This window comes from Jeotgalibaca dankookensis (genome assembly GCF_002005405.1).
In the GTDB taxonomy this organism is placed as follows: Bacteria; Bacillota; Bacilli; order Lactobacillales; family Aerococcaceae; genus Jeotgalibaca; species Jeotgalibaca dankookensis.
Genome location: NZ_CP019728.1, coordinates 921,874 through 946,423 on the forward strand (window position 1 = coordinate 921,874; position 24,550 = coordinate 946,423).

The 24,550-nt window shown below is 36.7% G+C and carries 29 protein-coding genes and 1 tRNA gene; 3 read left to right on the top strand and 27 right to left on the bottom strand.

From position 1 onward, the window contains the following. Positions 1–2 precede the first annotated feature (2 nt). Complete coding sequence (locus BW727_RS04485) at positions 3–464, bottom strand: MarR family winged helix-turn-helix transcriptional regulator (protein ID WP_062471746.1); 462 nt, start codon at positions 462–464, stop codon at positions 3–5. 235 nt (positions 465–699) lie between these two features. Further along, positions 700–1,038 (bottom strand): DUF2187 family protein, encoded by a 339-nt coding sequence (locus BW727_RS04490; RefSeq protein WP_062471749.1) that lies wholly within the window; start codon positions 1,036–1,038, stop codon positions 700–702. Positions 1,039–1,193: 155 nt separating this feature from the next. Here BW727_RS04490 and BW727_RS04495 point away from each other — a divergent pair. Continuing rightward, positions 1,194–1,267: transfer RNA gene (locus BW727_RS04495), tRNA-Arg, on the top strand. Positions 1,268–1,572: 305 nt separating this feature from the next. On the opposite strand, the gene BW727_RS04500 is transcribed toward BW727_RS04495, so the two are convergent. From BW727_RS04500 to comGA, 21 genes are all read right to left on the bottom strand, one after another. Next, positions 1,573–2,811, bottom strand: a complete 1,239-nt coding sequence (locus tag BW727_RS04500; protein ID WP_062471752.1) for a methionine gamma-lyase family protein — start codon at positions 2,809–2,811, stop codon at positions 1,573–1,575. Then, positions 2,798–4,024, bottom strand: a complete 1,227-nt coding sequence (hflX, locus tag BW727_RS04505; protein ID WP_233418550.1) for a GTPase HflX — start codon at positions 4,022–4,024, stop codon at positions 2,798–2,800. The genes BW727_RS04500 and hflX overlap by 14 nt, the downstream gene beginning before the upstream one ends. 41 nt (positions 4,025–4,065) lie before the next feature. Next, positions 4,066–4,995, bottom strand: a complete 930-nt coding sequence (gene miaA / locus BW727_RS04510; RefSeq protein WP_077795748.1) for a tRNA (adenosine(37)-N6)-dimethylallyltransferase MiaA — start codon at positions 4,993–4,995, stop codon at positions 4,066–4,068. Then, a complete protein-coding gene (locus BW727_RS04515; protein WP_159443129.1) occupies positions 4,988–5,725 on the bottom strand; it encodes a glycerophosphodiester phosphodiesterase in 738 nt (245 codons plus the stop codon). Before BW727_RS04515 ends, miaA begins: the two co-directional genes overlap by 8 nt. Positions 5,726–5,744: 19 nt before the next feature. Then, positions 5,745–7,421 carry a DNA repair protein RecN gene (gene recN, locus BW727_RS04520; protein ID WP_062471761.1) on the bottom strand — a complete coding sequence of 559 codons (1,677 nt, stop codon included), beginning with the start codon at positions 7,419–7,421 and terminating at the stop codon, positions 5,745–5,747. 18 nt (positions 7,422–7,439) lie between these two features. Next, positions 7,440–8,276 (bottom strand): TlyA family RNA methyltransferase, encoded by an 837-nt coding sequence (locus tag BW727_RS04525; RefSeq protein ID WP_062471764.1) that lies wholly within the window; start codon positions 8,274–8,276, stop codon positions 7,440–7,442. A 2-nt stretch (positions 8,277–8,278) separates the two neighbouring features. Beyond that, a complete protein-coding gene (locus BW727_RS04530) occupies positions 8,279–9,193 on the bottom strand; it encodes a polyprenyl synthetase family protein (protein ID WP_062471767.1) in 915 nt (304 codons plus the stop codon). Between the two features lie 16 nt (positions 9,194–9,209). Beyond that, positions 9,210–9,434 (bottom strand): exodeoxyribonuclease VII small subunit, encoded by a 225-nt coding sequence (locus BW727_RS04535; RefSeq protein ID WP_062471769.1) that lies wholly within the window; start codon positions 9,432–9,434, stop codon positions 9,210–9,212. Further along, a complete protein-coding gene (gene xseA, locus BW727_RS04540) occupies positions 9,424–10,770 on the bottom strand; it encodes an exodeoxyribonuclease VII large subunit (protein ID WP_062471772.1) in 1,347 nt (448 codons plus the stop codon). Before xseA ends, BW727_RS04535 begins: the two co-directional genes overlap by 11 nt. A 9-nt stretch (positions 10,771–10,779) precedes the next feature. Beyond that, entirely contained in the window at positions 10,780–11,625 is an 846-nt protein-coding gene (gene folD, locus BW727_RS04545) for a bifunctional methylenetetrahydrofolate dehydrogenase/methenyltetrahydrofolate cyclohydrolase FolD (RefSeq protein WP_062471774.1), read from the bottom strand. An 87-nt stretch (positions 11,626–11,712) separates the two neighbouring features. Beyond that, positions 11,713–12,171: a transcription antitermination factor NusB gene (gene nusB / locus BW727_RS04550; RefSeq protein ID WP_062471778.1), complete on the bottom strand. Its 459-nt coding sequence runs from the start codon at positions 12,169–12,171 to the stop codon at positions 11,713–11,715. Then, the gene (locus BW727_RS04555) at positions 12,168–12,590 is read right to left on the bottom strand and encodes an Asp23/Gls24 family envelope stress response protein (protein WP_062471781.1); all 423 of its coding nucleotides are present in this window, start codon (positions 12,588–12,590) and stop codon (positions 12,168–12,170) included. The genes nusB and BW727_RS04555 overlap by 4 nt, the downstream gene beginning before the upstream one ends. 26 nt (positions 12,591–12,616) lie before the next feature. Continuing rightward, entirely contained in the window at positions 12,617–13,177 is a 561-nt protein-coding gene (efp, locus tag BW727_RS04560) for an elongation factor P (RefSeq protein ID WP_062471784.1), read from the bottom strand. A 64-nt stretch (positions 13,178–13,241) separates the two neighbouring features. Beyond that, positions 13,242–14,303, bottom strand: coding sequence for a M24 family metallopeptidase (locus tag BW727_RS04565; RefSeq protein ID WP_062471787.1), 1,062 nt, complete (start codon positions 14,301–14,303; stop codon positions 13,242–13,244). Positions 14,304–14,425: 122 nt separating this feature from the next. Further along, the gene (locus BW727_RS04570; protein ID WP_062471790.1) at positions 14,426–14,740 is read right to left on the bottom strand and encodes a hypothetical protein; all 315 of its coding nucleotides are present in this window, start codon (positions 14,738–14,740) and stop codon (positions 14,426–14,428) included. Then, complete coding sequence (gene comGF / locus BW727_RS04575) at positions 14,733–15,173, bottom strand: competence type IV pilus minor pilin ComGF (protein ID WP_062471793.1); 441 nt, start codon at positions 15,171–15,173, stop codon at positions 14,733–14,735. The genes BW727_RS04570 and comGF overlap by 8 nt, the downstream gene beginning before the upstream one ends. Then, positions 15,154–15,468, bottom strand: a complete 315-nt coding sequence (locus tag BW727_RS04580; RefSeq protein WP_062471796.1) for a hypothetical protein — start codon at positions 15,466–15,468, stop codon at positions 15,154–15,156. Before BW727_RS04580 ends, comGF begins: the two co-directional genes overlap by 20 nt. Then, a complete protein-coding gene (locus BW727_RS04585; RefSeq protein WP_062471799.1) occupies positions 15,449–15,898 on the bottom strand; it encodes a prepilin-type N-terminal cleavage/methylation domain-containing protein in 450 nt (149 codons plus the stop codon). Before BW727_RS04585 ends, BW727_RS04580 begins: the two co-directional genes overlap by 20 nt. Then, positions 15,895–16,179: a competence type IV pilus major pilin ComGC gene (gene comGC, locus BW727_RS10840; RefSeq protein WP_062471801.1), complete on the bottom strand. Its 285-nt coding sequence runs from the start codon at positions 16,177–16,179 to the stop codon at positions 15,895–15,897. Before comGC ends, BW727_RS04585 begins: the two co-directional genes overlap by 4 nt. Continuing rightward, a complete protein-coding gene (gene comGB, locus BW727_RS04590; protein WP_159443130.1) occupies positions 16,180–17,235 on the bottom strand; it encodes a competence type IV pilus assembly protein ComGB in 1,056 nt (351 codons plus the stop codon). Beyond that, the gene (comGA, locus tag BW727_RS04595) at positions 17,189–18,238 is read right to left on the bottom strand and encodes a competence type IV pilus ATPase ComGA (protein WP_335617524.1); all 1,050 of its coding nucleotides are present in this window, start codon (positions 18,236–18,238) and stop codon (positions 17,189–17,191) included. The genes comGB and comGA overlap by 47 nt, the downstream gene beginning before the upstream one ends. 139 nt (positions 18,239–18,377) lie before the next feature. Here comGA and BW727_RS04600 point away from each other — a divergent pair, with 139 nt between their 5' ends. Then, a complete protein-coding gene (locus tag BW727_RS04600) occupies positions 18,378–19,265 on the top strand; it encodes a YitT family protein (RefSeq protein WP_062471807.1) in 888 nt (295 codons plus the stop codon). Between the two features lie 41 nt (positions 19,266–19,306). Here the strand turns inward: BW727_RS04600 and BW727_RS04605 are convergent, their stop codons facing one another. From BW727_RS04605 to BW727_RS04620, 4 genes are all read right to left on the bottom strand, one after another. Continuing rightward, positions 19,307–19,984 (bottom strand): ABC transporter ATP-binding protein, encoded by a 678-nt coding sequence (locus BW727_RS04605; RefSeq protein WP_062471811.1) that lies wholly within the window; start codon positions 19,982–19,984, stop codon positions 19,307–19,309. Continuing rightward, positions 19,984–21,108: an ABC transporter permease gene (locus tag BW727_RS04610; RefSeq protein WP_062471814.1), complete on the bottom strand. Its 1,125-nt coding sequence runs from the start codon at positions 21,106–21,108 to the stop codon at positions 19,984–19,986. Before BW727_RS04610 ends, BW727_RS04605 begins: the two co-directional genes overlap by 1 nt. Before the next feature lie 86 nt (positions 21,109–21,194). After that, a complete protein-coding gene (locus BW727_RS04615; protein WP_062471817.1) occupies positions 21,195–21,773 on the bottom strand; it encodes a TetR/AcrR family transcriptional regulator in 579 nt (192 codons plus the stop codon). Between the two features lie 71 nt (positions 21,774–21,844). Next, a complete protein-coding gene (locus BW727_RS04620) occupies positions 21,845–22,579 on the bottom strand; it encodes a YebC/PmpR family DNA-binding transcriptional regulator (RefSeq protein WP_062471821.1) in 735 nt (244 codons plus the stop codon). A gap of 138 nt (positions 22,580–22,717) precedes the next feature. Here BW727_RS04620 and BW727_RS04625 point away from each other — a divergent pair, with 138 nt between their 5' ends. Next, entirely contained in the window at positions 22,718–24,532 is a 1,815-nt protein-coding gene (locus BW727_RS04625; RefSeq protein ID WP_062471823.1) for a M3 family oligoendopeptidase, read from the top strand. The last annotated feature ends 18 nt before the right edge of the window (positions 24,533–24,550 follow it).

The window sequence follows — 24,550 nt, forward strand, 5'->3', positions numbered from 1 at the left end:
CCTCAGTCCCGCTTTTCAATATTTTCAACTAGTTCATCTAAGAAACCGTGGAGGTTATCTAATCCCCGTACGAGTGCATTTACTTCTAATTCATCCATTCCCTCAATTGTACGCTTAACCATTTGGCGATGAAATTTTTCATGGAGACGATAGACAAGTTTTCCTTTTTTAGTCAAACCCAATCTAATGACCCGACGATCATTTTCCATTCTTTTGCGAATGACATAATCCTTGTGAACCAGTGTATTGATCGCAACTGAAAGGGTTCCAGCTGTGATATTTAATTTTTTGGCAACTTCTGAGGATGTATGTTCACTATACATGCCAATTGCTTCAAGTGTATGCATCTCTCTAATTGATAAATCAGAAAATTCACTATTACGTAGAGCTTCCTCTTCAATATCTAATAATTCATTGAAAATAGAAACCAAATAAGAATTGATTTCTTCGATGGAATGACTCAAATTAAGGGCCTCCTCCTTTATTAATGTTGTATTTAGATGTAGTTTGAATATCGAATAGTTTGATGTTCAAACTATTCGATATTCAAACTATAAATAAAACGGCAATTATTGTCAAGAATATTTGCTAAATAATTATTGACTTAAGAGTTAATTAATAATCAAAGCGCTTTCAAAAAACAAAAAAGGTAAAGCTAAGACAATTGCCTTAGCTCCACCCTTTTCTATATGATATTAGTTAATCGACATTTACAAACTCATCGATGTCTTTAAAATTAACAATTGTTTTATCTTCACATATATCGCGCATGATAGAAGATGATTTGTCCCAATTAATTTCGACAACTGCGCTATTGGTAAGTAGTTTTTGAATGGTTCCGACCATTTTATGATCCCGAAAAGTAAACCGGATCTTATCGCCAACATCTGGACGAATGGATTCTTTAATGCGGTCTACTACCTCTAGAGCTTCTTCGTAAGAGACACCCAGTAAGCTTGCAATTCGTGAATTGCTGGTACCTTTACGCAACTGTGTTTCAACCATTGTCTTCGTTTCCGAAGAAATCTTTTTAGCCATAAGTCGATCTCCTCACTTTTCATATATGAACGCCAATCGTTATCCTCTTTTCATTATAGCATAGTTTTGTATATTTATGAAAACAATAAAAATAAGTGTTGACACTCAGTCAATAGTTTTATATAATTGTAATTGTTCTGGTTCAGGACTATATTGTCTCAGTAGCTCAGTAGGATAGAGCATTCGCCTTCTAAGCGAACGGTCGGGGGTTCGAATCCCTCCTGAGACGTAACGCAATCTTAAAGAACATTTAAGGTTATCCAAGTCATTGATTTAACAAGGTTTTCATTAACCTTTGTTAACTCGGTGACTTTATTTTTTTTAGTAGTTTTCTCAAATAAATTTTCTATCGAAGTAACCAAACATCTATACCAAAAAATCCTATCCACATATTACCTTGAGTATATCCTTTGTATTTGTCTCAAGATATTTATCTATATATGTGAGTTAAATATATAGATATAATAGTTGTTAACTTCAAAGATAAAAAATACGACCCAGATTTTTTTTAATCTGGGTCGTGTTTTTTAATATTTATAATTTTTCTGGAAAAACTTCTTCTACTGCAGCTGTTACAGCTAATTTAATATGTTCAAAAGTTAAGCCACCTTGTAGATAAAGGAGATAAGGCGGACGGATAGGACCATCGGCTGAAAGTTCTATACTTGCTCCTTGGATAAAGGTTCCGGCTGCCATAATAACTTGATCTTCGTAACCTGGCATTGCTGCTGCAATTGGAGTTACATTCGAATCAACAGGTGAATATTTTTGAATCACTTGGGCAAACCTAATCATTTCTTCTTTAGAAGGAAGTGCCACCATTTGAATGAGATCAGTACGAGGATCATTCCATTTTGGAGTGGATTCAATACCCAACTCTTCCAGTAAGGCTGCAGTGTAAACAGCACCCTTCACTGCTTCACCAACGACGTGAGGAGCCAAAAATAGTCCTTGATACATTTCTAAAAGACTATACAAGGTTGCCCCTGCTTCTCGTCCAATCCCTGGACTCGTTAAACGATACGCACACTTTTCTACTAGGTCTTCTCTACCAACAATGTAGCCACCCATTTTAACAATCCCGCCACCTGGGTTTTTAATGAGCGATCCCGCTATCAAGTCTGCTCCCACTTCTAGCGGTTCGCGTGTTTCTACAAATTCTCCGTAACAATTGTCTACAAAGAAAATAGCATTGGGTGCGTGTGGTTTAATTGTTTGAATAATTTTTTCAATGTCATCGATGGTAAAGGACGGACGATCCGCATAACCACGTGATCGTTGAATACCAATCATTTTAGTTTTTTCTGAAACCCGTTCTAGTACGGTATCAAAATCCACTCCGCCATTTTCTAAGAGGTCAATGTGTTGGTAACCGATATTGTATTCTTTTAAAGAACCAATGCCATTACCAGTCAACCCAACAATATCTAACAAGGTATCATAGGGCTGCCCCGTCACATACATGAGTTCATCATCAGGACGCAATACACCCAGTAAAGCGGTTGAGATAGCATGCGTTCCTGAAATAATTTGTGAACGAACTAAGGCTGCTTCTCCTTTAAAAACGTCCGCATAAAGGGCTTCTAACGTTTCGCGACCCATATCGTCATAGCCATAACCCGTACTTGGTGTGAAGTGATAGTCACTCACATTATTTTTACGAAAACCGTCAAGCACTTTCTTTTGGTTATCCAAGGCTATTTTTTGAATTCTTTTAAAGGTAGGTTGAATTTGTTGGTCTACCTTTTCTACTATATTTTCAATCTTCGTCATCTAAACCTTGCTCTCCTAACCATTTTGAATTTTCTTTCGCAAAACCACTCACAATGTATTCATTTGTTTTTTCATTTAACTCGAGTGATTCGACAAAAGTCTCTTGCTGAATCTGATTTAACTTGAATCCACCATCTAATAAAGAAACTGTTACTTGGTAAGGAACCAGCATTTTTTTAATTTCTTGCCATAGAAATTCTTTTAGTCGTTCAATATCTTCTGGATTTAAAGCAGAAATAACGATATTTGGATGTAATTTCGGTTGAAAATCTGGGTGCATTAAATCCTTCTTGTTATAAACCGTTACAATCGGAATTTCTTCCATCTCTAGTTCATCAATAAGGTTCATAACCGTTTCTTCTTGTTGACCAACGAACTCTTGTGAACTGTCAACAACATGTAAAAGTAAATCAACTCCTTTGCTTTCTTCTAGCGTCGATTTAAAAGCATGTACGAGTTGGGTTGGCAAGTTCTGAACGAAACCTACCGTATCCGTTAGAGTAGCTTGGAATTGGTTGGGAAAGGTCATTTTCCGTGTTAAAGGATCTAGCGTCGCAAACAAAAGATTTTCTTCATACGTTTCAGCATCGGTTAAACGATTTAACAAGGTAGATTTTCCAGCATTAGTATAGCCAATTAAGCCAATTTGGAAAACATGACTCTCTTGTCGTTTAATCCGCGAGCGACGACGATGTTTTTCGGTTTCAGCTAGTTCTTTTTTTATTTCTGTAATTTGTTTATTAATGTGTCGGCGGTCTGTTTCTAATTGTGTTTCACCGGGTCCACGCGTTCCAATACCAGCTCCCAAACGAGACATGTTCACACCCTGGCCCGTTAAGCGTGGGAGCAAGTAATTCAGTTGTGCAAGAGAAACTTGCATCTTTCCTTCTTTACTTGATGCCCGCATGGCAAAAATATCTAAAATAAGCTGAATACGGTCAATAATTTTGCAGTCAATGACTTCTTGAATATTACGCATATTCCGGGGGGAGAGCTCTTGTTCAAAAATAACTGTGGTTGGCTCTAACTCTTCCACTAAATGTTTTAATTCATCGAGTTTTCCCTTACCAATAATTGTGCGCGGGTCATGACGGTCTCTTTTTTGGGTGAGTGTTGCAACCACTTCTCCCTGTGCCGTTTCAGTGAGTTGCTTTAGTTCTTCTAGTTCATATTCAAATAACTCATTAGATTGTCTGGTTTGAACACTTACCAAGATAACTTTCTCTTTTTTATGTGCTGTTTCGATGATGTCACCTACTTTCTAAAATCTTCGATTAACTGTTCTACTTTCTCTAAATAATCATCATTACTTACGTCAAACCAATGAACTGCTTCCATTCGATTCCGGAACCAGGTTAATTGCCGTTTCGCGTAACGACGAGAATTTTGCTTGACATTTTCTAAAGCTTCTTCAAAAGAAATTTCTCCTGAAAAATATGGAAACCATTCTTTATAACCAATACCTTTATGTGCTTGATTGAGGTCACGATCAGCTAATTCATACAAGACTTTAGCTTCTTCTAATAAACCGGTTTCGACCATTTGATCCACTCGCTGATTGATTCGATTATAGAGAATTTGGCGGTCACTATTCAAAGCAATTAATAAAGCATTATACTTTGACGTTTTTACACTGTCAGTTTGACTTGAAAAAGGTTTACCACTTACGTGAATCGACTCTAAAGCGCGAACGACACGGCGGGAATTATTCGGATGAATATTGGCGGCTGCTTGGGGGTCAATTGCTTCTAGCTGTGACCACAAGCCATCAGCTCCTTTTTCGACCAGCTCTATTTCTAATTTTCGACGGTAATCCCTATCTTCACCACCTTGTCCAAATTTCATATCGTAAAGCAAACCTTGAATATACAAACCAGATCCGCCAACAAGAATAGGCAACTTCCCTTTTTTATGAATAGCGGCAATAGCTAATTCAGCTGCTTTTTTAAAGTCGCTAGCTGTATAAGGCTCATGTAAATCAACAATATTAATGAGATGATGAGGAACACCAGCCATTTCTTCCGGTGTCACTTTGGCGGTACCAATATCAAGATGACGGTAGACTTGCAATGAGTCCCCATTAATCACTTCGCCTTGGTATTTTTTCGCTAAATGAATGCTCAAAGCGGTTTTACCTACTGCCGTTGGGCCCATAATCACAACAACTTTTTTCTTTTCACTCACCTTGGACTCTATCCCTCACTCTCAATGCGCGATTTGGATAATCTGTTATAATCGCATCCACATTTTTATTTAAACAATACCCTAAATCGAATAACCGATTAACGGTCCATAAACGGATAGGAATTTTTCTTTTATTATTTTTTATCATATCATTCACTAGTCTATGGCTACCATGCCACGCTTGAATAGGATGACCGTTTGGTAAAAAGGCTTTTTGTGCACCACGTTTTTTTAATAGGATAGCAATTTCCGCATTTGGGACCAGTCCGATTACTTTCTGCAAACTTTGAACATTAAAACTTGAATAAACAACCTGATAATCTGGTTGGTAGCGTTCAACTAAGTCCACAACCGTTTCTTCAAGCAAAGGATAGGCGATTTTATCAGTTTTGAGTTCGATATTGAGCATCCCTTTGAAACGAGAAACCTTTAATAATTGAAGAACTTCTTCTAAGCTAGGGATTCTCGCACCGGTAAATCGCTTGTTAAACCAGCTACCGGCATCTAATTGCTGTAATTCTTGATAAGTCTTTCGATAGACATAACCTTCACCGTTACTGGTTCGATTAACTGTTTCGTCATGAATAACGACAGGAACTAGATCCTGTGAAAGATGAACATCTAATTCGATGCCATCACAATTCGACTTTAAAGCTGCTCGAAAGGACTCCAACGTATTTTCAGGAGCAGTCCCTTTACTGCCACGATGGGCGATAATTTTCGTTCGCACTAAAGGTCCCTCCTTCACTTTATTTTTTTGCTAAATCCAAGAGTTCTTCTGCATGTGCTAAGGATAATTCTGTTATTTCTGTACCAGCTAACATCCTAGCCACTTCATTGGTACGTTTTTTACCTACAATTTTGAAAACATGCGTAAACGTTCTTTCCTCAACAACGTCCTTTTCAATATAAAAATGATTGTCCGCAATCGCTGCGACTTGAGGGAGATGCGTTATACATAAAACTTGGGAGTGCTCAGAAACAAGATGGATTTTATTGGCAATAGCTTGAGCTACCCGACCGCTAACTCCTGTGTCTACCTCATCGAAAATGATACTAGTAATTTCCTGGTTCTGCGTGAAAATAGCTTTCATAGCAAGCATCATTCGCGATAATTCACCACCACTCGCTATTTTAGCAAGTGGTTTAGGTGGTTCCCCAACGTTAGGAGCAATATAAAACTCTACGGCATTCAAACCATCGGGATGAATCACTTCCTCTTCTTCAAAAACGACATAGAAAGTTGCTTTTTCCATATAGAGTGCTTTGAGCTGTTCTTGAATTTCTGTTTCTAAGTTATGAGCGATTTTTTGACGTTTGGTTTTTAATTGACGCCCTTTTGCATATAAATCTATTTCGGCAGCTTCATAACGTGTAGCCAATTTTTCAAGGTAACTTTCTTTATTGGATATCATATCTAATTCCAAAGAAATCTTTTCATAGTAGTCTTTAATTTCTTCAATAGAACTGCCATATTTGCGTTTGAGTTGTTTTAGCAATTCTAATCTGACTTCAATTTCATTTAAACGCGCTTCATCGTACGTCATTTCGTCTATCTCGTCACGAACCGTTGTGGCCACATCTTGTAGTTGAAAATAAGCTTCTGAAATACGCTTCGTTAAGTCTTGGTAAGTTGGACTTAGTGACTCAATACGTTCAATTGCTCCTAGTCCGACTCCAATTTGATCCAATCCATTGCCATCTTCGCCCTCAAGTGCATTATAAAGAGTGGTAAGTCCTTGTAAAATACGCTGATAATTAGCTAAAAGGTTTCTTTCTTCAATTAACGCTTCTTCTTCGGCATCATTTTGGAGATTAGCACCCTCAATTTCACTAATTTGAAAAGTCAGCAAGTCGATGCGTTGGATATTTTGTTGCTCATCTAAGAGTAAACGATCCCGTTCTTGTTTGACTCCAATAAAAATTTGATAGGTATCCTGATAACTAGCGATTAACCGTCCCAACTCTGAATCGCCAAATTGATCCAGTAAGTCTAAATGTTTAGCTGGGTTCATTAACTCTTGATGCTCATTTTGCCCATGAATATCAATCAAATGAGCAGCAATTTCTCTTAAAACTGATACAGTCACAATAGTCCCGTTGACGCGGGCAACGTTTTTTCCACTACTACTCAGCTCACGTTGAAGTAAAATTTGGTCCGGTTCATAACTAATACCGTATTCTTCCATCAAAGAGGCAAGCTGGGAGGATTCAGGCATTTGAAACAAGCCTTGAATGACTGTTTTATCTTCCCCGTGGCGAATGAAGTCCGCACTCCCTCGCCCACCAGCTAATAAGCCAACCGCATCAATGATAATTGATTTTCCGGCGCCTGTTTCCCCTGTCAAAACAGTCATTCCTTGCTCAAAACTGATTTGAAGGGTATCGATAATAGCGAAATTTTTTATAGATAGTTCTTGCAGCATGGCAATTCTCCTTTAATATCAATGAATACGAACGGTATGGTTCTTCAATTGACTATGAGCATCTTCGATGACTCTGGAAATAGAAACATCCGCTGCGATGCTTCCTTCGTCTTCCTCTACTGAGACAAAATGTGCAATAAATTCAATATTCCCTGTCCCGCCGGTAATCGGTGAAAAATCAATCCCTCTAACATCAAAACCAGTATGGTTAGCGAATGTTAATATATTTTTAAGGACCTCTTTATGAATCAGTGGATCTGAAACAATTCCTTTTTTACCTACTTTTTCTTTACCCGCTTCAAATTGCGGTTTAATTAAAGCAACGGCAGATCCACCAATTTTGAGGATTTGCTTTAAGACCGGTAGAATAATACGTAAGGAAATAAAAGAAACATCCATACAAGCAAATTCAGGTTGCCCCTCTTTAAAGTCTTCTAATTTACTATACCGAAAATTTGTCTGTTCCATCACAGTTACCCGGTCGTCGTTACGGATTTTCCAATCTAGTTGGTTGGTACCCACGTCAAGCGCGTAACAATGTTTGGCCCCATTTTGTAAAGCCGCATCTGTAAATCCCCCGGTTGAAGAGCCAATATCGAGGACAATTTTATCTGCTACCGAGATTTCAAAAACAGTGAGGGCTTTTTCTAATTTTAAGCCACCGCGGCTAACATATTTTAGTGTTTCGCCTTTTATATGTAGCTGTACCGTTACAGGTACTTTTTCGCCTGCTTTGTCATAACGTAAGTTATTTTGGTCGTAAATTTGTCCTGCCATAACCATCCGTTTCGCTTTTTCTCTTGAATCAGCTAAACCTTGTTGAACTACTAATAAATCAATCCGTTCTTTTTCCATATCTAGGCCTCTGTTTCTATTCTTACATAATCTAACATTTTAATCAGTGTTTCCAAACTTTCCATATTAAAAAGCTGACTATCCACTGATTTTTTAACTTGATTAATCTCATTAGTGGCTGCAACAATTTGTTTATTCAGTTGTGCCATACTCTCTTTTAAACCGAGCAAGGAAGGATAAGTATTCTTCTCAAGCTCAGCGTCATTGCCAGCTCGTTTACCTGATTCATCTTGACTATAGACAACGTCTTTTAAATCATTATGAATTTGATAGGCTAGCCCTAAGTGCTTGGCATAGTTTAATAAGGAAGTAGATGCATTAACAGGCACATCTGCTAACAAACTACCTGCGGAAATTGCATATTCAATTAAAGCACCCGTTTTTTGGACGTGAATATTTTCCAGTTCTTCTAGTGTTAATGTTTTTCTTTCTCCTTCAATGTCATTCATTTGTCCAGACACCATGCCTTTAGGACCGGAAGCAAAAGCTAGGTTCTTTGCTAATTGCACACGTTTTTTATTGGATAGCTCTTCTTGATTCAAAATCAAAGAAAAGGCAGCGGTTAACAATGCATCCCCTGCTAATATAGCGATTCCCTCGTTAAATTTTTTGTGTGTTGTTAATTTACCACGTCGATAATCATCGTTATCCATTGCCGGTAAATCATCGTGAATGAGAGAATAAGTGTGGATCCACTCTAAGGCTGCCGCAACTGGAAAGGCTTCTGTTAAATTTCCCTTTCCAAATTCAACTACAGCCAGAAGTAGCATGGGTCTAAAACGTTTTCCACCCGTAGACAAGGAATATGTCATAGCTTCTTTTAAAGTTAAAGAGTCATCTGCATAGTCATTCACTGCTTCTATTAGATACGTTTCAAAAACAGTCATTTGTTGTGCTAAACTCATCTTATTTTCCATCGTGTCAGCCCTCCTTTTATTCAACTTCTTCAAATGTTTGAACGGACCCATCGGGTGAAATCATTTTAGTTAATGTTTTTTCTGCGTTGTTTAGGGTGTCTTGACAATATTTACTTAATGCCATGCCTTCTTGAAATTGCTCCAATGCATCTTCTAAGGGAACATCTCCCGATTCTAATTTTGTTACAATTGCTTCTAATTTATTCATTGCTTCATCAAATGTTAAATCTTCAATCTTCATTATTTTGCTCCTTGATCTCTTTGACTTGTGTTGTAACTATCCCATCTGCCAGGTGTACAGCTAAAACTTGCCCTGGAGAAACATCTGTTACTGATTTTAAAATTCTATCTTCAAAACTAACATAGGCATAGCCGCGATTCATTATTTTTAAAGGACTTAATAAATCAAGAGAAGCCATTGTATGTGCAAGTTTTTGATTTTTATTTTTTAAGTAATCACGCATCGCAGTTGTTAACGTTTGATCTAAACTTTGCCATTCCTTTTGTAAAGTCATAACTTGGTTGATTGGATTCATACTGTGCAATTGAAGCTCCAATCGGCTATGGGCATGTCTTTCTTTCTCAAATTGTTTACTAAACGCATATTGGATTCTACTTGTATACTGGTCTACTTTCATAAGGTGCCCTTCATAAAGACGCTTAGGTTGTCTAAAAATATAAGACTGCATCATTCTATTTAAAGTTTCCCGACGGACGGCAACTTTATTTCGAATTGCTTGGTATAAGCGTTGCTCTTCTTTATTTATCGTTAGGAGAAGCTCAGTTAAAACTGGCACCGATAGTTCTGCAGCAGCCGTTGGGGTTGCTGCTCTGACATCTGCGGCTAAGTCAGACAAGGTGGTATCTGTTTCATGACCAACCGATGAAATAACTGGAATGGTCATGTCTACGATTTGACGAATAACCGCTTCTTCATTAAAGGACCATAAGTCTTCAATCGATCCACCTCCGCGACCCATAATTACGAGGTCGTAGTCAGCTTTTTCGTTCACACGTTTTAAGTTTGTAACGATACTTTGAACAGAGTCTTTTCCTTGTACAACTGTTGGATATAATTCTATTTGCACGATTGGATAACGCCTGTTAATGGTTGTCATAATGTCTCGAATGACGGCTCCACTTGGGCTCGTTAATACAGCTATTCTTTTAGGATAACGAGGCAACTGCTTTTTAGGTCGCGTAAACAACCCTTCTTTTGATAAACGCTCTCTTAACTCAACATAAGCTTGATAGAGAGCGCCCACACCATCTGGCTCTATATGTTCAATGATAATGTTATAGCTACCACTTGGCTCATAAACATTGATACGGCCGACTAAAAGAACCTTCATGCCATCTTCTAAATTAAATTTCAAGCGACTGAATTCGCGCTTGTACATCACAGCGGAAATAACCGCCTTCTCATCTTTAATATTAAAATATTGATGGTTGGGTCTTTTACGATAGTTTGAGACCTCACCAGTCAAATATACGCGTTCTAAATAAGGATCAGCATCAAATTTTCGTTTAATGTACTTGGTCAATGCTGTAACCGTTAAATATTCTTGTTCAGCCACTTAAACACCTCAATCTTTTTCAACTTTCTGAATGGTTTGCTCGAGTAACATGGTAATCGTCATAGGGCCCACGCCACCTGGTACAGGCGTTACATAACTAGCAATTCCATCAATCGCTTCTGTATTCACATCTCCTATTAATTTACCAGCTGCATCTCGATTCATACCAACATCGATTACTATTGCACCTTGTTTGACATAATCGGCGTCCACTAAGTGACCTTTTCCGATTGCAACTACCAGAATATCCGCTTCTTTTGCTAATGCTTTTAAATTTTGGGTATGTGAATGGGCAATCGTAACCGTAGCATTTTCATTCATCAGCATTAATGCCATTGGCTTCCCAACAATATTACTACGACCAATAACGAGTGCTTTTTTACCTTCAAAGGCAATATCATAACTCTTTAACAAAGTCATAATTCCATACGGGGTACACGGTAAAGTACTTTCATTTCCTAATAAAAAATTTCCCATATTCATTGGATGAAAACCATCCACGTCTTTTTCATAATCAATGCTGCGTAAGATTTTTTGTTCATCTATTTGTTTTGGTAAAGGTAGTTGTACTAAAATACCATGAACGCTCTTATCTGCGTTTAGTGTTTGAATAATTGTTAAAAGTTCACTTTCACTAGTCGTTTCAGGTAGACGAATTACGTCAGATTTAATTCCTACTTTATGAGCGCGTCTTTCTTTATTGCGCACGTACACTTGACTTGCTTTATCTTCACCAACTAGAACAACAGTCAGTCCCGGTACTTTACCCTCTTCTCGTAACCGGTCCACTCGATTTTTCATGGCTTTTTGCATCTTATCAGCCAAGTCTTTCCCTCTTAAGTATTGTGTTTGCATTCGTTTCACTCCCTGAACAATTTATCTTATTCTATCATATTAACCGGAGCAACCAAACTCCTTTAACCATAAGAAAAACCTTAATGATTAATCATTAAGGTTTTTTGCTTCTTTCATTAGATTTGATAAGACACCATTAATAAATTTACGGGAACTATCTTCACAATATTTTTTGGCCAATTCAATTGCTTCATTCAAAGCAACTGCTTGAGGAACTTCTTCGTTATTAGCAAATACCATTTCATAGGTTGCCATTTGTAAAATAATAACATCTGCTTTTGCTAAACGTTCCAATTTAAATTTCTTTAAATAAGGTTTGAAGGCTTCGTTAATAGCAGATTCATTGTCTAACACACCGTCAACCAAATTTCTTAAGTAAGGTTCATTCGGTAGGGCAGCTTGTTCATCCGTATCCTCTAAGTCACTAAGAAGTGCCATCTTGATTGCTTCGTCACGTTCTAATTCTGGGTTTGATCTTATTTGAAAGATTGCTTGGAGAGCTTTCTCTCGAATTTGATGGCGATTTAGTAAAGGGGAAAGACTCACACGCGCTCCTCCAATCCTTTATTGAAATTCATTTTTTCTTTTTCAATTTCACGAGGTGTCACTAACCCCAAGACATGAACATTGACCATATTAACTTCTAGCTCGCTCATGAAGAAAATTTGTTCCTTAATTTTTGTTTGCATTTTCAGAGCAACATTTGGAACCGATACGCCATATTTTAAGTAGCAGTAAACATCAACAGACAGTCCATGTTCGTCGGTATTTAAATGAATTCCCTTATTATGAGACGAGCGACCCAATAGTTCATTTACGCCACTCTTAAAAGACCCTTGCATCGCATAAACACCTTCAATTTCACTGACTGTAATGCCAGAAATAATTTCCAGTACTTCAGGTGCAATTTCAATTTTTCCAAGACCATCATTTTTTTCTTCTAATGGGATATTTACTTCTTCCACCCTATTCAGCTCCTCTTCTTTTTTGATTATTGGCCTCTTGATACATATGATCCATCTTCTGTGTTAATCACTAGTTTGTCACCAGCATTAACAAAGAAAGGAACGTTTACACTTAGGCCAGTTTCCATTTTAGCTGGTTTAGAACCACCAGATGCGGTGTCCCCTTTAATCCCTGGCTCCGTTTCAGCTACCGTCAAGGTTACTGTGTTTGGCAATGAAACACCTAGTGTTTCAGATTCATACATAATCAAATGAACTTCCATATTTTCGAGTAAGTAATTTAACTCATCTTTTATTTGTGCTTCATTTAGTTCAACTTGTTCATAATTTTCTGAGTCCATAAAGACATGGGAATCACCTGATGCATAAAGATATTGCATTTTACGATTTGAAATGTGAGCACGGCCAACTTTTTCTCCTGCACGGAAGGTTTTTTCTTGAATAGCACCGGTGCGGAGGTTTTTTAGTTTTGAACGTACAAAGGCTGCACCTTTACCAGGTTTAACGTGTTGGAAATCTACAACTTTCCATAGACCACCGTCCATTTCAATCGTAAGGCCTGTTTTAAAATCATTAACTGATATCATAATAAATCCTCCTGAGTCATACTTTTTCTTAGTTTACCACAGAACAGTGGCTTCTAGCTATCATTTATAGAATAATTAACTCTTTTGGTGAAAAGGTCAATACTTCATTTCCATCCTTAGTAATTAATAAATCATCTTCAATTCTAACGCCACCCAGCCCATCAATATAAATACCAGGTTCGTTTGTAATCACATTATTTTCTACAAGTACATGAGGTGACTTCATTGACGTATTTGGTCCTTCATGAATTTCTAGACCAATACCATGTCCATTTGAGTGTCCAAAGTTCTCTCCATAACCTTTTTTGGTGATGTAGTCGCGTGCAATCGCATCCACTTCAATACCGGTCATGCCAGCTTTTGCTTGTTCATTTACTCGTAATTGTGCTTGTAAGACAATATCATAAATTTCTTTTAATTTTGGATCAGGTTGGCCAACGGAGACCGTACGCGTCATATCAGATACGTATCCTTTATAGTAACAGCCAAAGTCTAGCGTTACAAAATCACCTTGTTCAATCAGTTTATCACTCGCAACACCGTGCGGCATCGCAGAACGGTAGCCACTTGCGACAATCGTTTCAAACGAGACACCACTTGCTCCTTTTTCTCGCATAAAAAAGTCAAGTTTGTTCGCGATTTCGATTTCTGAAATACCTGGCTTGATGTGGTCAAGAATATAGGTAAAGGCTGCATCAGAGATTGCACACGCATCCTTAATCAATTGTATTTCTTCTTCATCTTTTACTTGGCGAAGTTCTTCAATATAACCAGACGCAGGTACTAAGTCGCTCGCTAGCATACTTTCCAATTCATCATAATCTCTAAATGATACAAAGGCATCTTCAAAGCCAAGTGTTTCTATTTTATTTTCATCAACGATTTTTTCAACTTCTTTAAAAATAGGCCCCGCATTGCGAACGATTGTAAACCCCTTAGCTTGATCTGCTGCTTGTTTCGTATAGCGGAAATCCGTTACAAAATAAGCTTTTTCTTGTGTTACCACTGCTAAACCAGTAGTTCCAGTAAAATTAGAGATATAGCGTAAGTTATATGGACTGGTTACTAAAATCGCATCCATTTTTTCTTCTTTTAAAACCGCTTGTAGTTTTGATAGTCTAGTCATTTTCTACATCCTTTCTCTTTAAAAAATCATTCTTAACTATTATAACAAAGAAAGGTATGTTAAGGGGAAAAAATGATACTTGCTATTTCGAAATACTCACAAATGAAAAAGACTGATCGAAATCAGTCTTTTGGTACCATTTTTGATTCTTGATAGCCAGAGTTTAGGGTGCTTGTTAGCTCTATTGATGTTTTATCGCTTTTAGTTACTTCTACCTGACCCAGGTTATACTGTATTTGCTTGGTTTGGGGTAATTCTTTTAAATGTGCTTCACTTAAGGATAGCAGTGTTTGAGCTTGATAGTGATCAATTAATAACAGATACGATTCCATTTGGTTTTCATAGATACGGATTATACTAAAGACAATTATTTGAGTAATAATGAGAGTGACGAGAACAATTGGTAAGACAAATCCACCCTTGTATCTCCTATTCAAGTGCAATTGCTCCTCTCATGGTTTGTCCATTTACAAAATTTGTCTGAATTGAAAATCCATTAGCATTTTTACTAAAAGTTGTATTTTTTGTTTTAGTCAGCATGGGAACGTATCCTGTTTCATTTCGATAGCGTCTTAAAGTTGCGCCCCAAGGTTTATAAGTCACTTTTTCTTTACTTTGGAGCACTTTAAGTTGAACCTCGTTACGTTGAACACTTAATATTTCTTTGTCTTCTAAATCATTCTCTACTTGATTTAAAAAAACATGCCATTCAATATTTTTTTCTTTTATGTCAAAATAACGATTGACATGATAAAGTGTTTGGAATAGTCCAGTCACCAGCAAAAGTACTAAAGCATTGACCACGAGAGCCATTAGACTTTCTATCAAAGTAAACCCTTTCTGGTTATTTTTAAGGATACATTTCCACATGAAGCACCTCCATTCCCCTAGCATCACTTACCGTGACATAGTAATGATTTCCAGAAGAAGTCCATTCGAGAAGCTTTCCATCACTCACTTGAGTTTGAACAGGCGTACCAGCCTTCTCTAAAGCTGTTGAATCTTGGAAGTAGCGCCATCCTTCTACTTCTATTTGTTTCTGTTCTATTAAGGAAAAACTCTGATTAAAGGTAGGAACCAAGACCAATAAGGCTGTGCTGAGTATGCTTAAACTTACTAAACTTTCTAGTAAAAGCGAACCACTATTACCGTTTTTCTTCTTCAAGTACATACCTCCCAAAACCAAATTGAAACTTAACCGAAATTCTCAAACTATTATTATAAAATATAAGAGTTTCTGGCTGGATGTAGCCTGTAGCACCATTAATCCAGAAACTATCGACATATATTTGACTGCTTTTAGGAAAATAAATGCGATCAATTCTGCCTGTTGTATAAGATTCTTCTTTTCTAAAGCTGATAAGTGGTTGACCTTGATTGGTCTCTTTTTCTACTTTCACTGCTTTCTTAGTAATGACCGCATAGTTTTGAGCTTGCTCTATTTCACTTAAAAAATCATAAACTGCCATACGTAATTCGTAATCTTCTGTCTTTATTGAGTGAATCGGACTACTGATTAACGTTAAGGCACTTATAATGAAGAGTACGACTAGTGTTTCTAGGAGTGTAAACCCTAGCTTCTGTCTTCTTATCATTGAACGGTAATGCCCCAACCATCCGCTTTATCAAATTGTTCTTGAGTTATATAGTTATTATCTCGTAGTATAGTAAGTGTAGCCGTCCCGCTCGTTTCTAGATTATAAAGACTCGCTTGTGTTTGAATGACCTGAGTTAAAGCATATTTAGAGTCATCATTTACTTTCTTTGTGGTTTTGGTAATATTTGGGATAATCAACAGACTTAAAGCTGAAATAATAAACAGAACAATTAACATTTCCACCAAAGTGAACCCAGAACGCCATTTCTTTTTCTTCATTTAATATCCACCTCTCATCATACTTAGCATTGGTAACATCAAAATTAAATAAATTAATATTACAAGTAAACCGACAGACAAAAACATAACGGGTTGAATAATTTTAATCCACTTTTCCGTCTCAGCGGTGAACTCTTGAAAACACGTTTTTCCGTAATAATGAATTTTTTTACCTACTTGGCTTGTTAATTCGCCATGGTAAATTATCCAGCTCATCTCCTTATTAAAAAAAGGGATGCTTTCAATAAAATGAGGTAAGGTATGCCCATCCCGCAAGAATTTTTCCATTCTTAAAGCTAATTCCCGCATTAGTTGGTTAGCTTCTAGTGTCTTCATCGATACAATCATCTGATTAAGTGCTAATCCATTCAGTAAAAAGTAAGATATTTCACGGCAGTAGTAAAACGTGTAATAGTTTTTAGCTAACTTTCCTAATAAGGGTATCCTGATTACAAATGAAGCACGTTCGTAGGCTTCTTTATCTCTCCAGTAAGAATAAGTACCTACTATGACGATTAAAAGAAGTGAGAGTATTCCCAAAAACAAATGCGGTAAATAGGTTAAAAAATAAATGATTCCTGTCGTCAATCTATCGCTTTCCACTTTCATTGATTGGATTGTTGGTAACATGAAGGTTCTAACTGAAAACAACATCCCTGTTGATAAAGCAATTAAAAAAAGCGGGTATATCATAACTTTTTGTAGTTTTTCCTTTTGCATTCGGATGGTTTCAATATAATCGGCACAAAAAAAGAGCGTTTCAGTGAAGCTACCGTGGTTATTCGACAATTCTAATTGCGTCACAATGGATTTAGGAAAGCCATAGCAACCAATCGTTTGTGAAAATGGTTGCCCTGATTCTAACTGACTTAATATCATAACAAGATTTTCTTTTTGCTTAGGCATCATTATTTGTAAAAATTTAAGTGCTTCTCCTAAAGAAAACCCTTCGCTAATTAATTCGGCTAATCGGGTTAAAAATTTAGCTTGTACACTTGGACGCCAATGTTTAAAAGAGCTGGTAGTTTTTAAAATCTTTTTCAGTAATATAGCCATATCCATACGCTTTCCGCAACTTTACATTTAAAGATGTAAAAGTTTGGCTCCCCCCTTGCTTCTCCATAATAATTTTTAAATCATGATCAGTTAGTATTTCAAATAAAAGCGCTTTCTTTTGAGTCATCTTATAAAGATGACAATAGATGGAACAGGCTCCTTGACAAAGTGGACAGTACTTATTAATTAAACGCTGTGAAACAACCCCAATCAAGGACTGCTTGAGTTGTTGATGAGAAACACCCAATTCTAATAAACGTTCGATAACACCTGTACATTCTTTGGCATGAATAGTTGCTAAAACTAAATGACCAGTCAAGGCACTGCGAATGACCATTTTAGCTGTTTCCTCGTCTCTAATTTCTCCAATTACTAAAATATCTGGATGGTGCCTGAGAGACTGTTTGATAAGGAGCTCGTAGGAAAGGCCAGCCTTTTCGTTAACTTCTGCTTGTAAAAATTTAGGTTCTTTTATTTCCACCGGATCTTCCATAGTAATAACTTGTAAGGGTTCTTGGTCATATTTTTCTCTTAAAAGATGGTAAATCGTCGTTGTTTTACCAGACCCAACCGGACCTGAAAATAAAATTAGCCCATTTCGATAGTTAAGGAGTCTTTTTAAAACTTTATAATCATCTGGAAAAAAAACTTGCATCGTTTCTTCGTTTTGTCTTTCTTGATCGTATAAAATACGCATGACCATTGATTCTTGGAATAAATAATTTGATATGGTAGAAATTCTTAATTCGACTGATTGATTTTTAAGCTGAAATTGGCAAGAACCTGATTGAGGTTTTCGCCTTTCTCCAATATCCATATTTGCTAAGTATTTAAAATGCGCGATGTAGCGTTCTCCCATTTCCATGGACAATGTATTCATCCGCTGAAGACCAGACGGTACACGAAAATAAACAATATAGGAAGATTTATCTGGCAAAATATGAACATCATTAATCCCCATTTTTACAGCATGATCGAGCATTTCTTGTATCTTATTTTCCAAAAAAATTGCCTCCTCTCTTACATATAAATAAGCGAAAAACCTTTAAAAACTTTTTTTAGTGTATATTTTAAATTCTAAATATGAAAAATATTTTTTTATGGTTATAATAGACAAAGAAAAAAGAGAGGAGAAATTTATTTTGAATAGAAATGGTATGATATCCATAATTTGGTGTACTGTTGGGGCATTTATATTTTCGATTGCAATTAATACGTTCTCAATCCCTAACAGTTTAGGTGAAGGTGGCGTAACGGGTATTGGCTTGATGATTTATTATCTGACAAACTTACCCTTAGCTATTAGTACTTTTGCAATCAACGGAGTTGTTTTAGTCATTGGGTATCGTTACCTGGATAAAAAAACTATGGGACTTACAGTCTTTGCTGTTATCATGACTTCTGTTTTTCTGCAATTAACAAACGGTTGGACATACGTAATGGACTTACCAATATTAGCACCCCTTTGTTCCGGGGTTTTGATGGGGTTAGCGGTAGGAATTATCATGCAAGCAGGTGGATCTACTGCAGGTACAGATATCATTGCACTTATTATGAATAAATACTTAGGCTGGAGTACAAGTATTGCATTAGTTCTGCTTAATGTATTGATTGTTGCACCCTCCGTTTTTATTATCGGTTTAGAGAATGTTCTACTAACAATTGTGCATCTTTACATCCAAACAAAGGTCTTAAGTTTTATCTTAGAAGGGTTTAATCCAAAAAAATCTGTTCTTATTATCTCAAATCGTCACCAAGAAATTGCAGACGAAATCAATCGGGTAATTGGACGTGGTATCACTCTTTTCTCCGCTCAAGGATACTATCGTAAAGACGATAAGCAAGTCATTATGGTGGTTATTAACCGCCAACAAATTATGGCCATTAATAAGTTAATAACTGAAATTGATTCCAACGCCTTTGTTGTCTTTAGCGAAGTTCAAAATGTTGTTGGTGAAGGCTTTTCTTACATTGTTTCAGATGAAGAATATCAAACTAAAATTAACGAGTTCATTGAAAGCAATGAATAAAATCGACACAAAAACCTCAGACACAGTCTGAGGTTTTTCATTTATTTTTCTTCAGTTAATAGACCATCTTCAATGCGATAAACCCGATCACAATAAGGAAGCATCCGTTCATCATGTGTGACCATAATCGCTGCTTTGTTGCGCGATTTAACTTCTTTTGCAATTAAAGCAACCACTTCATGTGCACGTTCAGTATCCAAATTAGCAGTTGGTTCGTCAGCTAAAATAATACCAGGATCATTAATAAAGGCACGAGCAATAGCAGTACGTTGACGCTCCCCACCTGATAATTGGTGAGGGTATTTATTTAGTTTTTTACTTAGACCAATATCATCTAGTAATTCTTTAGCAAATTGGCGATCTTCTGGTGTGATGGTACCTGCCATTTTCTTAACTAAGAGTAATTGTTCTAGAACTGTCAGATAGGGAAGCAAATTTGATGTTTGTAGAATAAAACCAATTTGCGAAAGACGTACGTCTGACAGTTTCTTTTCACTCATTGAAGCTAAGTTCACACCGTTAATAGTTACCTCTCCCGATGAAGGTTGAAGGAGTGCACCTGCAATTGAGAGAAAGGTACTTTTACCTGAACCAGAAGGACCTACGATAGCAATAAATTCACCAAGCTCCACGCTTAATGAGAGGTTCTGTAAAGCAGTAGTAGAAAACTCTCCTTCTTGATAAACTTTGGTTACGTTTGATAACTCTAATCCTGACATTATTCAGCCCTCCTTAAAGCGGTTAGCGGATCAATTTTGATAATACTATTTATAGAGAATAACGTTCCCACCATACTCGTTCCTAATAAAACAAACGCATAAATCACTACCATATTCGGTAACAAGTTAAAGGGCATGCCGTCAGGAAGCACCAGAACGGTTAAATAAGTCAAGCCAATTCCAATTAAAATACTAATACTTGAAAGCAGGAAGACCTGTGATACAACGGACTTAATCACAAACCCATTGCTCGCTCCAATTGCTTTCATAACTCCAAATTGGTGAACTTTTTGAGTAGTCAGAACATAGAAAAAGATTGCAACCACAAAAGCTGAAATAAAAATGAGTAACCATAACATTAGTGAAATCGTTCCGTTTTCAGCTGTATAACCCGGCACACCATTTAATGTATCCTTTTTAGTTCCAACTTCTACTCCGGAAATTTTGCTACAAACACTTTCAACATCTAAATCGGTACCTTTTACAAAAATAGCATTAATTGGTTTGTTAATACCCATATCTGATCCCGGAACAGCATATTTAATTTCACGAAGCGTTTCTAACGGTAAGTAAACTGCTGGAAGATGATTTAATAATTGATTGTCTGCAAAACCTCCGATTAAAAGCTCCATATCAGATCCACTTAAACGAACGGTGTCTCCAACTGCATATCCTTCATCCATCAAACTGGAGTCCACAATAATCTGTGAATCATTACTTTTTGTTAATCCTTCCCCTAAAGAAACGTCCGGTTCTAAGAAACTATCTGGGTTAATACCAATAAAATAAACAGTTGTCTTTTTACCTGACTCTTCATCGCTATCACCCATTAAGATAGACCCTGTACTTGTTCCTACTCCAGTTACTTGCTCTACACCTGGAAGTGTAACTACTTCATCCATTATATCTTCAGATAAGGTAGATTTATTTAAACTAAACTCCGCTTCCTCTTCAAAAAGTGCAATATCCATATCTGAATAACGAATGGCAGCAGCACCTAAATCTGATAAGCCATTTCCCAATCCAGATAATACAAATACTAGCCAGGAGATCAAAACGATAATAAAGCCAATCAGTAAAAAACGTCCTTTGGAAAACCATAATTCTCTACGCGCTAAAAACATTATTTGCCTCTTTTCTTCTTTAATTTGTTAGTATACTTATAGTATACTTCAAAGTGACACATGTGTCACTTTGAATGTGAACAAATTTATTTTTTTCTATCAAGAATGCCATAAAGAACTATATTTGTAATATGTTCAGCGCGTTGTAATTCGGTTAATCCTGCTCTATTAGGAAGCAAAATACTATGAAACAACATCTCAATAATAATTGAAGAAGGAATTTCCTTATTAAGAACACCTTTATCTTTTCCTTCTTCAATCACCGATTCTATAAATGAAAAAAATTGTTGGTGTAAAGTGATTGCACGTTTAACCCCCGGGTCATTCCGATTTATTTCTGTCCATTTTACAGTGGATACCATATCAGAGATTAAATGGGTATCTGCGTATTCAAAAATAAGATGGATTAATTGAGAAAGTTTTTCACTGTAATCAGTCGGCCATTTGGCACTACTCATTTTAATGACCATTTCTTCTAGCTTTTCATTTAAATAATCGCGTAATAATTCATCTTTATTTTTATAATATTTGTATAAAGCTGAACGCGAAACCTGTAGTTCTTGAGACAGTTTTAAAAAAGAAAATTGTTCGTAACCTAAAATAAGCATGAGCTTATGCGTTGCTAAAAATAATTCTTCTTGAGTAAATTTTCTTTCTCGAGCCATTTTTATCACCTCATTTAATAAACTAAATAAAAACTTGTTTTCCTTATCATACTAGGAAAACAAGTTTTTTACTATTCATCATTTAAATGTGCGTTATGAAACACTTCTTGAACATCGTCGTCATCTTCTAAAACGGCAAGCATAGTACGAAATTGCTCTTCTTTGTCTGAATCAATGGTAACCATTGTTTGAGGAACCATAGTTGATTCTGCTTCCGCTAGAACATATCCTTCCGCTTCAAGTGCATCGCGAACGTCTTTGAAATCTGATGGACTTGTATAAATTTCAAAGACGTCTTCACTTGTTTCTAACTCTTCCCCACCAGCTTCTAACACGCTCATAAGCATGGTATCTTCGTCAACGTCTAACCCTTCACGCTCAATCGCAATATAACCGCGACGCTCGAACATATAAGCAACCGAACCAGACTCACCAAGAGAGCCACCATTTTTGTTAAAGGCAACGCGAATATTTGTTGCAGTTCGATTGCGATTATCTGTCAATGCTTCTACTAAAACAGCTACGCCATTTGGACCATAGCCTTCATATAAAACTTCTTCATAGTTATCGCCTTCGCCAGAGGAAGTCGCCTTTTGAATCGCGCGATTAATATTATCATTTGGCATATTTGCTGCCTTAGCTTTGTCAATTTTCATTCGTAAAGCTGCATTAGACGAGGGATCAGGACCACCCTCTTTAGCAACTATATAAATTTCTTTAGAAATTTTTTGAAAAACTTTTCCTCGTTGCTGATCGGCTACACCTTTAGAACGTTTAATTTTACTCCATTTTGAATGTCCTGCCATTCAAATCCCTCTTCTCTATTGAATAGTGTTATTTATTTATTTATATTAGCAATGAATTGCCTATCTTGCAATTCTCTTTTGCGTTTTTTGTATAATTAGTCTAAAGTTATCTTTATAAAAAATAAGAGGTGTTCATAAATGAAATATAAATTAACATGGGATTTAGAGAGTATCTTTCCTGGCGGTAGTCAATCACAAGCTCTACAGAATAAGCTCGCGTTAACGAAAGAATGGATTAGCGATTATCAATCACTTAATCAAAATTGGGACCCCCAATTGGATAAGCCAAACTATAAAACATTAGTCCGTATTTTAGCACTTGATGAAAAAATTACAAATGCTCTTTCTCAAGCCGGTAGTTTTATTAATGCGGTTCAATCTACGGATGTGACCGATACACATGCTAATGCCGTCATTTTTCAAGTAGGTAAATTGCGTGGCGACTACAATGTTGTCCAAACATCCATCATTAAAAAATTCGCTGCTATAACAGATGAAGACTTTTCATCTCTTTTGACACAGGCACCTTTTCAAGATATTGCATTTGCCTTAACTGAAATGCGCGAAAACGGCAGTCGCTTATTAAGTGAAAAAGAAGAAACAATTATCTCTAAATTAAGTCAAGATGGCTTTGAAGCTTGGAGTAACCATTATGACACGCTCGTTTCCTTGATAAAAATTCCTATTGAAGGTAAAGATGAAAAAATCCAAGAATTATCGGCAGGGCAAGCCATGAACCGGATGTATTCGGATCCAGATCCTTCTGTAAGAAAGAAAATTTTCGAAGAATGGGAAAAGGCTTGGGGAGAATTAGCACCGGCTTTCGCGGATACACTCAATCACCTCCAAGGTTTTCGTTTAGAAAATTATCACCTGCATGGTGAAGAAGACTTCATGGTGGAACCTCTCCGTTATAACCGCATCAAAAAAGAAACACTAGACGCGATGTGGCTGGCAATTAGTAAAAATAAACAACCTTTCTTAGATTTTCTAAACCGTAAGGCTACTTTGATGGGTAAGAAACAGTTGGCTTGGTATGATGTCGATGCCCCTATTTCTATTGGGGATTTTAATGCTAAAACTTTCACTTATGATGAAGCTGTTGACTTTATCGTAGCCAATTTTGCGAAGTTTGGACCCAAAATGGCTACATTTGCCCAAGAGATTGCTGAAAAAGAATGGATTGAAGCAGAAGATCGCTCCGGGAAACGCCCAGGCGGCTACTGTACTGGCCTTCCTGAGACGGAGGAATCACGTATTTTTATGACTTTTACTGGCTCTGCAAGCGACATGAGCACTTTAGCCCATGAAATAGGTCATGCTTTTCATAGTCACACCATGTGGGATTTACCACGTATGAATACAAATTATGCAATGAATGTAGCAGAAACAGCTTCTACCTTTGCTGAGACTCTCGTAGCTAGTGCTACTGTTGAGGCGGCTAAAACAGATGAAGAAAAAATTTCTTTATTAAATACAAACTTAGAAAATGCAACAGCTATGTTTATGAACATTCACTCGCGTTATCTATTTGAGAAATCTTTTTATTCTGAGCGACAAAAAGGACTCGTTTCGGCAGACCGTCTATCAGAATTGATGGTTTCTGCTCAAAAGGAAGCTTACCAAGAACAGTTAAGTGTTTACCATCCACATTTTTGGGCTTCAAAACTTCATTTCTTTATTTCTGATATTTCCTTTTATAACTTCCCCTACACTTTCGGCTTTTTATTTAGCCTCAGTATTTTTGCGGAATATAAAAAGAACCCTAATGGTTTCGAAGAAAAATACATTGCTTTACTCCGTGACACTGCGGTTATGAAAACTGAAGAATTAGTAATGAAACACTTAGGAAAAGATATTACTCAAGAAGAATTTTGGAATCAAGGGATTGCTATCATGGCCGAAGATGCAGAGTTGTTCCTTGAATTAACAAACCAATTTATTTCAGAATAATATTTTGCTACAAACTAT

Bases quoted from the DNA above. Each gene is read 5' to 3' on its own strand.
- BW727_RS04490 (WP_062471749.1), bottom strand. From the start codon at position 1,038: ATGGCTAAAAAGATTTCTTCGGAAACGAAGACAATGGTTGAAACACAG.
- BW727_RS04500 (WP_062471752.1), bottom strand. From the start codon at position 2,811: ATGACGAAGATTGAAAATATAGTAGAAAAGGTAGACCAACAAATTCAA.
- recN (WP_062471761.1), bottom strand. From the start codon at position 7,421: ATGCTGCAAGAACTATCTATAAAAAATTTCGCTATTATCGATACCCTT.
- BW727_RS04525 (WP_062471764.1), bottom strand. From the start codon at position 8,276: ATGGAAAAAGAACGGATTGATTTATTAGTAGTTCAACAAGGTTTAGCT.
- BW727_RS04530 (WP_062471767.1), bottom strand. From the start codon at position 9,193: ATGGAAAATAAGATGAGTTTAGCACAACAAATGACTGTTTTTGAAACG.
- BW727_RS04535 (WP_062471769.1), bottom strand. From the start codon at position 9,434: ATGAAGATTGAAGATTTAACATTTGATGAAGCAATGAATAAATTAGAA.
- folD (WP_062471774.1), bottom strand. From the start codon at position 11,625: ATGCAAACACAATACTTAAGAGGGAAAGACTTGGCTGATAAGATGCAA.
- efp (WP_062471784.1), bottom strand. From the start codon at position 13,177: ATGATATCAGTTAATGATTTTAAAACAGGCCTTACGATTGAAATGGAC.
- BW727_RS04565 (WP_062471787.1), bottom strand. From the start codon at position 14,303: ATGACTAGACTATCAAAACTACAAGCGGTTTTAAAAGAAGAAAAAATG.
- comGF (WP_062471793.1), bottom strand. From the start codon at position 15,173: ATGTGGAAATGTATCCTTAAAAATAACCAGAAAGGGTTTACTTTGATA.
- BW727_RS04585 (WP_062471799.1), bottom strand. From the start codon at position 15,898: ATGATAAGAAGACAGAAGCTAGGGTTTACACTCCTAGAAACACTAGTC.
- comGC (WP_062471801.1), bottom strand. From the start codon at position 16,179: ATGAAGAAAAAGAAATGGCGTTCTGGGTTCACTTTGGTGGAAATGTTA.
- comGB (WP_159443130.1), bottom strand. From the start codon at position 17,235: ATGGCTATATTACTGAAAAAGATTTTAAAAACTACCAGCTCTTTTAAA.
- BW727_RS04605 (WP_062471811.1), bottom strand. From the start codon at position 19,984: ATGTCAGGATTAGAGTTATCAAACGTAACCAAAGTTTATCAAGAAGGA.
- BW727_RS04610 (WP_062471814.1), bottom strand. From the start codon at position 21,108: ATGTTTTTAGCGCGTAGAGAATTATGGTTTTCCAAAGGACGTTTTTTA.
- BW727_RS04615 (WP_062471817.1), bottom strand. From the start codon at position 21,773: ATGGCTCGAGAAAGAAAATTTACTCAAGAAGAATTATTTTTAGCAACG.
- BW727_RS04620 (WP_062471821.1), bottom strand. From the start codon at position 22,579: ATGGCAGGACATTCAAAATGGAGTAAAATTAAACGTTCTAAAGGTGTA.
- BW727_RS04625 (WP_062471823.1), top strand. From the start codon at position 22,718: ATGAAATATAAATTAACATGGGATTTAGAGAGTATCTTTCCTGGCGGT.